The organism is Streptomyces sp. NPDC048506 (genome assembly GCF_040651315.1).
Classification (GTDB): Bacteria; Actinomycetota; Actinomycetes; order Streptomycetales; family Streptomycetaceae; genus Streptomyces.
Map to the genome: position 1 here is coordinate 108,390 of NZ_JBEZIX010000032.1, position 6,487 is coordinate 114,876.

Annotated in this window: 7 protein-coding genes; 2 read left to right on the top strand and 5 right to left on the bottom strand. The window is 71.1% G+C overall.

The genetic code is table 11. The annotated features are described in order from the left end of the window. Positions 1–4 precede the first annotated feature (4 nt). From AB0C96_RS25615 to AB0C96_RS25630, 4 genes are all read right to left on the bottom strand, one after another. Positions 5–967: a nitronate monooxygenase gene (locus AB0C96_RS25615; RefSeq protein ID WP_362920172.1), complete on the bottom strand. Its 963-nt coding sequence runs from the start codon at positions 965–967 to the stop codon at positions 5–7. Between the two features lie 57 nt (positions 968–1,024). Beyond that, positions 1,025–1,393 carry a VOC family protein gene (locus tag AB0C96_RS25620; protein ID WP_362920174.1) on the bottom strand — a complete coding sequence of 123 codons (369 nt, stop codon included), beginning with the start codon at positions 1,391–1,393 and terminating at the stop codon, positions 1,025–1,027. A gap of 133 nt (positions 1,394–1,526) precedes the next feature. After that, positions 1,527–2,015 (bottom strand): hypothetical protein, encoded by a 489-nt coding sequence (locus tag AB0C96_RS25625; RefSeq protein WP_362920176.1) that lies wholly within the window; start codon positions 2,013–2,015, stop codon positions 1,527–1,529. A 124-nt stretch (positions 2,016–2,139) separates the two neighbouring features. Beyond that, the gene (locus AB0C96_RS25630) at positions 2,140–3,585 is read right to left on the bottom strand and encodes an oxygenase MpaB family protein (protein WP_362920178.1); all 1,446 of its coding nucleotides are present in this window, start codon (positions 3,583–3,585) and stop codon (positions 2,140–2,142) included. A 326-nt stretch (positions 3,586–3,911) separates the two neighbouring features. Here AB0C96_RS25630 and AB0C96_RS25635 point away from each other — a divergent pair, with 326 nt between their 5' ends. After that, positions 3,912–4,286, top strand: coding sequence for a hypothetical protein (locus tag AB0C96_RS25635; RefSeq protein WP_362920180.1), 375 nt, complete (start codon positions 3,912–3,914; stop codon positions 4,284–4,286). 378 nt (positions 4,287–4,664) lie between these two features. Then, complete coding sequence (locus AB0C96_RS25640) at positions 4,665–5,516, top strand: DUF6424 family protein (RefSeq protein ID WP_362920182.1); 852 nt, start codon at positions 4,665–4,667, stop codon at positions 5,514–5,516. A gap of 217 nt (positions 5,517–5,733) precedes the next feature. On the opposite strand, the gene AB0C96_RS25645 is transcribed toward AB0C96_RS25640, so the two are convergent. Then, positions 5,734–6,423, bottom strand: coding sequence for a TetR-like C-terminal domain-containing protein (locus tag AB0C96_RS25645; protein ID WP_362920196.1), 690 nt, complete (start codon positions 6,421–6,423; stop codon positions 5,734–5,736). Positions 6,424–6,487: the final 64 nt, after the last annotated feature.

Here is a 6,487-nt window from a genome sequence, read left to right on the forward strand (position 1 = left end):
CGCATCAGCCCTTCCCCGCCCGGGCCAGCGCCTCCTCGGCCTGTGCGGCGAGGGTGCCGACGAGGGCGGTTGCCGAGGGCAGGTCGTCGATGAGGTCGATGGCCTCGCCGGCCCACACCGGCAGCGGCGGGAGCTGACCTTGCGTCACGCCCTCCTGGTAGGCCCGGGCGGCCCGTGCGTCGGCGGCGAGTTCGGCCTCACGCCCCCGCCACTCGTCGAGGAAGGGGTGCCCGAGGGTACGGGCGGTGTACTTCGACGGCCACCGAGCGCCCCGGGCGATGTCCAGCACGCGGCTGCGCTCGGTGTCCTGCCCGCTTCCCTCGACGATCGCCTTCGCGGCCGAGGGGTCGACGAGGGCCTCGGCCGTGGCCTGGAACCGGGTGCCGACCAGTGCCCCGGCCGCTCCCAGGGCGAGGGCGGCGGCCACGCCGCGGCCGTCGGCGATACCGCCGGCCGCCAACACCGGCACCGGCGCCACCAGATCCACCACCACGGGCACGAACGGCAGGGTGGACCGCCCACGCCGGGCGCCGTGCCCGCCGCTCTCGGTGCCCTGCGCCACGATGACGTCCGCACCCAGGTCCGCCGCCCGCCGGGCCTCCTCCAGATCGGTGACCTGAATGATCAGCGCCGCCCCCGCCCGGCGGATGCGCTCGGTGAACGGGCTCGGGTCCCCGAAGGACAGCATCACCGCTCTGGGCTCGTGCTCCAGTGCATGCTCGACGGCGCGGTCGTCGATCGCCCAGGTCAGGAATCCGATGCCCCATGGGGTTCGGGTGCGGTCGCCGAGGAGGGGCAACTCGCGGGCCAGCCACTCCCGATCGCCGTCGCCGCTGCCCAGCAGCCCGAGCCCGCCGCCGCGGGAAACGGCTGCCGTCAGTGCACCACCGGCCGGTCCCCCCATCGGCGCCAGGGCGATCGGGTGCTGCACACCGAACAACTTCGTGAATGCCGTCGATAATCCCATGCCCGCATCATGCCCCGTCGGCGGTCCGGAACCGAGGCGTCGGGCATCCGCAACTGGTCAGCCGTGGCTGGTGTCGATGACGCAGAAGCGGTTTCCGTCCGGATCGGCCAGTACGACGAAATCGGGATCCTCGGGATAGCGGTCCCAGTCGACGTGCTGGGCGCCGAGCGACACCAGCCGCTCGATTTCAGCGGCTTGATCTGCCGCGTCCGCCGCATAGAGATCCAGGTGCACCCGGGGGTGTTGCTGCACCGGCGTCTCGCTGAGTCCCAGGGACAGTTGGACGCCCGTTCCCTCGGCCGGCACCAGGACCACCCAGTCGTCCTCCATCTCTTCGCGCGGGACGTAGCCCAGCGCTTCCCTCCAGAACGCCGCCGCACGCGGCACGTCCGACACACCCAGCACGACGGATCCGATCGTCACCATGCGCTCTGCTGTTCCTCCCACGCCGGACACCACACCCGTCGACCCTATGACCTGACCCTGGCCTCAGCCATGCCGCCAGGTGCGACCTCCTGTTCATCCTCATCGACCCCGACGACGCACGGGGCGGCCGCGGCTACCCGCCGAACATTCCGCGACACAGCTGGAGCAGGTCCGGGCGCACCTCGCCGGACGCCATACGGCACATGATGCGCGGGTCCACCGGCGGCCGCGGCCGGGGACGCGGGCGTCGCCCGGCCGCCGGGCGCTTCGGCGTGTCCGCGCGGTGTGCCGGTCGCACCGCCCGCCGCGGAGTCGCGGCCGGCGTGGTCCCCTGCTGCTGGGGCGCATGCGCCTGCAGGGGGTACCCGGACGGCGACGGGTGCCCGCTGTGGAGGGGCTTCAGGTGAGGGCGCTTGTGCGGCCGGGCGACGACCAGCCGCTCGCGCGGACGCTGTTGCGCCGGTGTCGTCAGGGCCCCGGTTCCGGGCGGTGCCTGCGCTGCGGCAGTCGCGGCGCGCGGGTGTGCCGCGCCGGCCGGGTCGGGGTGGGTGGCGGGGACGGCGACGCAGCCGGTGGCGAGCAACAGGAGCGCGGCGGCGGTGATCAGGCGATGGTGGGGCACGTCGACACCGTCTCGAAGCGCGGCGGGGGAGACAACTCGCCGCACCACACACCACGCGGATGAGGGAGGGCGGTGTTACGGCACCTCCCCACGGACGCCCGCGGGGAGGTGCGTACGGGGCGTTTCAGGGGCGTCCCAACAGGTGGGTTCCGGCGGTGGTATCGGTGCGTGCGGTGAAGTACTCGGTGAAGGCGCATACGAATTCGTCTTCGGTGATCCGTCCGTCGCCGTCGGCGTCGAGCTGGCGGAAGCCGTGGTTCAGTTCGGCCGGGTGGACGCGGGAGCTGCCGAAGACGACGCGGTACTCGTCCGGGCCCAGGTGTCCGCTGTGGTCGGTGTCCGCGGCGCGGAAGAGGGCGCGCAGGGCCGTGTGCAGACCCCTGTGGAGGTAGTCGGGGTCACGGTCGATGCCGGCGAGGGTGGCGGCGGTGAACTCGGCGAGACTGACGCGGTCGTCGCCGTCGGTGTCCATGGTGGTGCGGATGTGCTCCCACCATGTGGCGAAGCCGGCGTACACCTCGGCCTCGCGCTGTTCGTCGAGATCGAGCTGCCAGCAGACGTTGTGTGCCATGGCCTGTAGGTCGGCGGCGTTGACGTATCCGTCGCCGGTCTGGTCGAGGACCTGGCGGAAGAAGGCCTCCACCCGCGCTCGCCGTGTGTCCTTGCCGCGGTGGTGGCGGGGCCGGGGCAGACGGCCGGTTGCCCCGGCCCCGTCCGTCGTGCCGTCACTGGGGGGTGCGGCGGACGGCCGGGTGGCGGGGATGCCGGTCAGGGGAACGCGGTAGCGCAGCCGGTCGGGGAGGCGCGTCATGAGCTGGCGCATGCCGCGGTGCAGCGCCCAGGACAAGCCGGCGGCGCTGCGGGTGCGGCGCAGGTCGAACCGCTCGCGGAAGGCGGGAGGAAGGTCGGCGAGGGTCAGCGCGGTGACGAAACGGGCGACGACCCGACGCAGCAGTGGCCAGGCGGGCCGGAGGCGTCCCAGCCGGTGGGGGGCCGGGGCCTGGCGCAGCATCTGGAACAGCAGGTCGTGCACGGCCTCGCTGTACTCCAGGCGTTCGCGGATGGTGCGTTCCACATAGCCGGGCACGTCTGCGGCGGTCGCCGGGAACAGCTCGTCCGGCACCGCGAACTCTGCGCACACGGCGCGGAACTCGGCGTACAGCCGGTCGAGTTCGGAGGCGCTCATGGGGTCACCGGACAGTTCGCGCATCGCCGTCATCGACTCGTACAGCGTCACCAGCACCCACGTCTGCACGGCCGGATCCTGTGCGGTGAACGACCGGCCCTGGTCGTCGGTGCCCTGGATGCGGCGGTGGGTGCGTTCCAGCCGGGCGATCTCCCGGCGCAGACCCTCGGGGTCGGAGAAGAACAGGCGATCGCCGCTCTCCATGGTGTGTTCCATCCGACGCCAGGGATGGGCCCGGTAGGTGGAGAACTGCGCGGCGCCGGCGGCGACGGCCGGATCGGCGTTCTGAAGTACCAGCAGCCGCCACGCCACCAGCGCGATGCGCCAATCGCCGAGGGTGCGGCGCAGCAGGGATTCCGTTTCGGGCAGGGCAGTGCGGGGCACTCGCGGCTCCTGAGAGGAGTGAGGGGACCGGGCATGTACGGATATCCGGATATCCGTATGGCGGTACACGTAGCGTGCGCGCGGTGGTCCGCAGAAGGCGTCGGCAGGCAAACCACCCGTCCGGGCGGACCGGTGAGCCGGCCGGTTACCACAGGCCAGGCTGTTGTGCCGCCGATTTCGGCCCAGGTCGAAGAGATGGTGCGAGCGCGGCATTTCGTGCAAAATTCCTGTCGCGACTGTGGTCGCGCCCCTCGCGCCCCTCGCGCCGCCGGTTACGGCCGGGGGCCCTCCGCACGTCGTGTCACCAGACCACAAGGGGGAGAACCATGCGAAAGATCACCAAGGCCGCCGCGCTGGCGCTTGCCGTCGGCGCCCTGACCACGGTCGGCGCGACCGGTGCCAACGCCGCCCAGGCCGCGGGCAGCCTGCACGGCTGTCCGTCCGGAGCCGTCTGCGTCTACCCGCAGAACGCCGGGTGGAACGGCGACCGTCCGTCGCTCGCCTTCTACAGCTACGGAGCCCACAACCTCAGCAACCAGGTGGGGCAGCACTACGTTCTCAACAACCAGACCGGAGGTGCGACGGCCCGCACCTGCACGGGCTACAACGGCACGGGGGACTGCCAGGGCTACCTCCAGCCCGGCTACTACGTGGACAAGGACCTGACGCCGATCAACTCCATCCTCCTCGTCCGGCCGTAACAACCGCCGGACCCCGCACGACGGTTCACTCGGGCCGGCCCCTCCAGGGGGCCGGCCCGAGTGCCGTGTCACGAGGCCGGGACATCGCGCGAAAGTGGGAGCCCTGCCCAGGTGGGCGCCCCTTTCGTCGCAGGGGTAGCCTTTCTTGTAGAGGGCGATTCACACCCAGCGGGCGGCTCGTGCCACGGCGGCGACGCAGACCCTCGCCGCATCCCTGGACTGGCCAGGGCAGGGCCGCACGATCCGTTGCACGCCCTCCTCGATCCACGCCTCACGTCGATGCGCACGTCATATCGATGCGCACCTCACGTCGATGCACGCCGCATATCGATGCAGGTCCTTGCTTCCGGAATTCCGGGATCCCAGACGGAGACCACCATGAACAACGCGTCAGGGACACACGCCGCAGCGGTACACACCGAGCACGAAGACCACCCATGGACCATTTCCGTGGCGGACCACCCACCGCGCACCGAGAGCCCGCAGTACCAGGCGAGCCGAAAGCTGATGCGGGAACTCGTCGGAACCACCAGTGACTGGACGTTCGCACCGGGGCCGTACCAGGACCACCACGGCGGGGGAGTGTGGGTGAAGGACCAGGATGGCTGGCTGTGCCTGTTCCTGCCGCTCGGCGTCGAGTGGTCGGCGCAGTTCTGCGCGGACCCCGCGAAGGTGGACCGCGTCCGCCTCTGCGCCGCCCGTGTGGTCGCAGCGTTCCCGGACACCCTGCCCGGATACGCTGGTTTCGGTTACGGGGACGGCGAACGGCTTCTGCGCACCCCGATACGGACCCCCGAGCAAGTGGCCGAGTGGACGGACTCGATATTCAACGCTTCGGTGCCGCTGCCTGCCGGTACCCACTCCGGAGTGCTCCCGACGGCGGCCGGCTACCACCACTACCCCAAGCCGATCGTGGACATCGACCACTTCCGCTACGACGACTTCGCGCTGTTCGTGACCGACCAGAAGGGCTTCTCGGTCGCGGTCGTCCCGGTGGCTCCGCGCGGCTCGGGTGACGGTCGGGTGCGCGTGCTCGCTGCCCACCCCAGCTCGCCTTACGCCAAACACCTCGTCACACCCGTTCGCGACGAGCACGCCGCGGACGAGCACGCCGAGCGGGCCCTGGGTGCCGAAGGACATGCCGAAGCGCCCGCCGACGCATGGGCGGGTGCGATTCTTCCCTCCCACGACCTGCTGGCCCAGCAGGCGTTCCGGCTCCAGCAGCCCTGAACCCGTCGCTGGACGAGAAGACCCGTCGCTGGACGAGACGAAACCGTCTCCGGACGAGATCTCCGGACGAGAATCCGTCAGGGCGACGCGGTGTGAGATGGCCCGCCACCGGTCCAGCCCACTTGACCAGCACCACCCCGGTGGCCCAACCGGCTCGCGGTCGCATCCTTCTGAATGCCCCCGCGCTCCGCCCCAGGCGCACGACACTGGGGTTAGCTCACTGCCAAGACGTTGAGCGTGGGGTCGGGAGTCTGATGTTGTGGGGATTCTTGCGGCCGTGGGCCGTACTGATCGGAGTGGCTGCTGCGGCAGCCTTGGCGGGAGCGGTGTGGTTGCCGGGTTGGGCGACGGCCGTCATCACGGCAGTTGGTGCGGCCTTGACCGGAGTGTTCACCGCCGAAGTCCAAAGCACCCTGGCTCTTCGCCGCCGCTTGGCGCGCCGGACGGAGGACCCGTGCCGTGTGCGTGACGTGTCGGACCCCATCGCTCTCGGTGTCCACCCCGCCGCGGTGCGCGGCGGCTTACAAACGGGCACAGATCGCCTGCCCGACTTCGTACGCAGAGATCGGTTCGACGACGTGCGACGTCGCATCGTCTCGTGTGCTGCGCCACCCAGTCGGCGACGCCGTCGTCCTTGTGTACCCATGCGTCCATCTCGGCGACGGCCGGCCGTAGCGCCTTTGCGGGCGCGCCGGCGGCGAACGCCTTCAGGAACGGTCCCAGGACGGCCCGCGCGCTGGAGCGTGTCGGACGGAGCCGCGTAACCGGGGAGCGGCGTTCCCTGGATCAGGGGATAGCGGTGCGGCTGCGCGACGGCCCAGCTCCGGTAGGCGCCGGCGAGGGCGTGCAGGGTGGACCGCGGGTCCTCGGCGGAGTCACTGTCGGCCTGTGCGATGGCCTGCGCCACATCGTCGTAGGCGTCCCGGATCAGCTCGCCCAGTAGATCGTCCCGGCCCGCGAAGTAGCGGTAG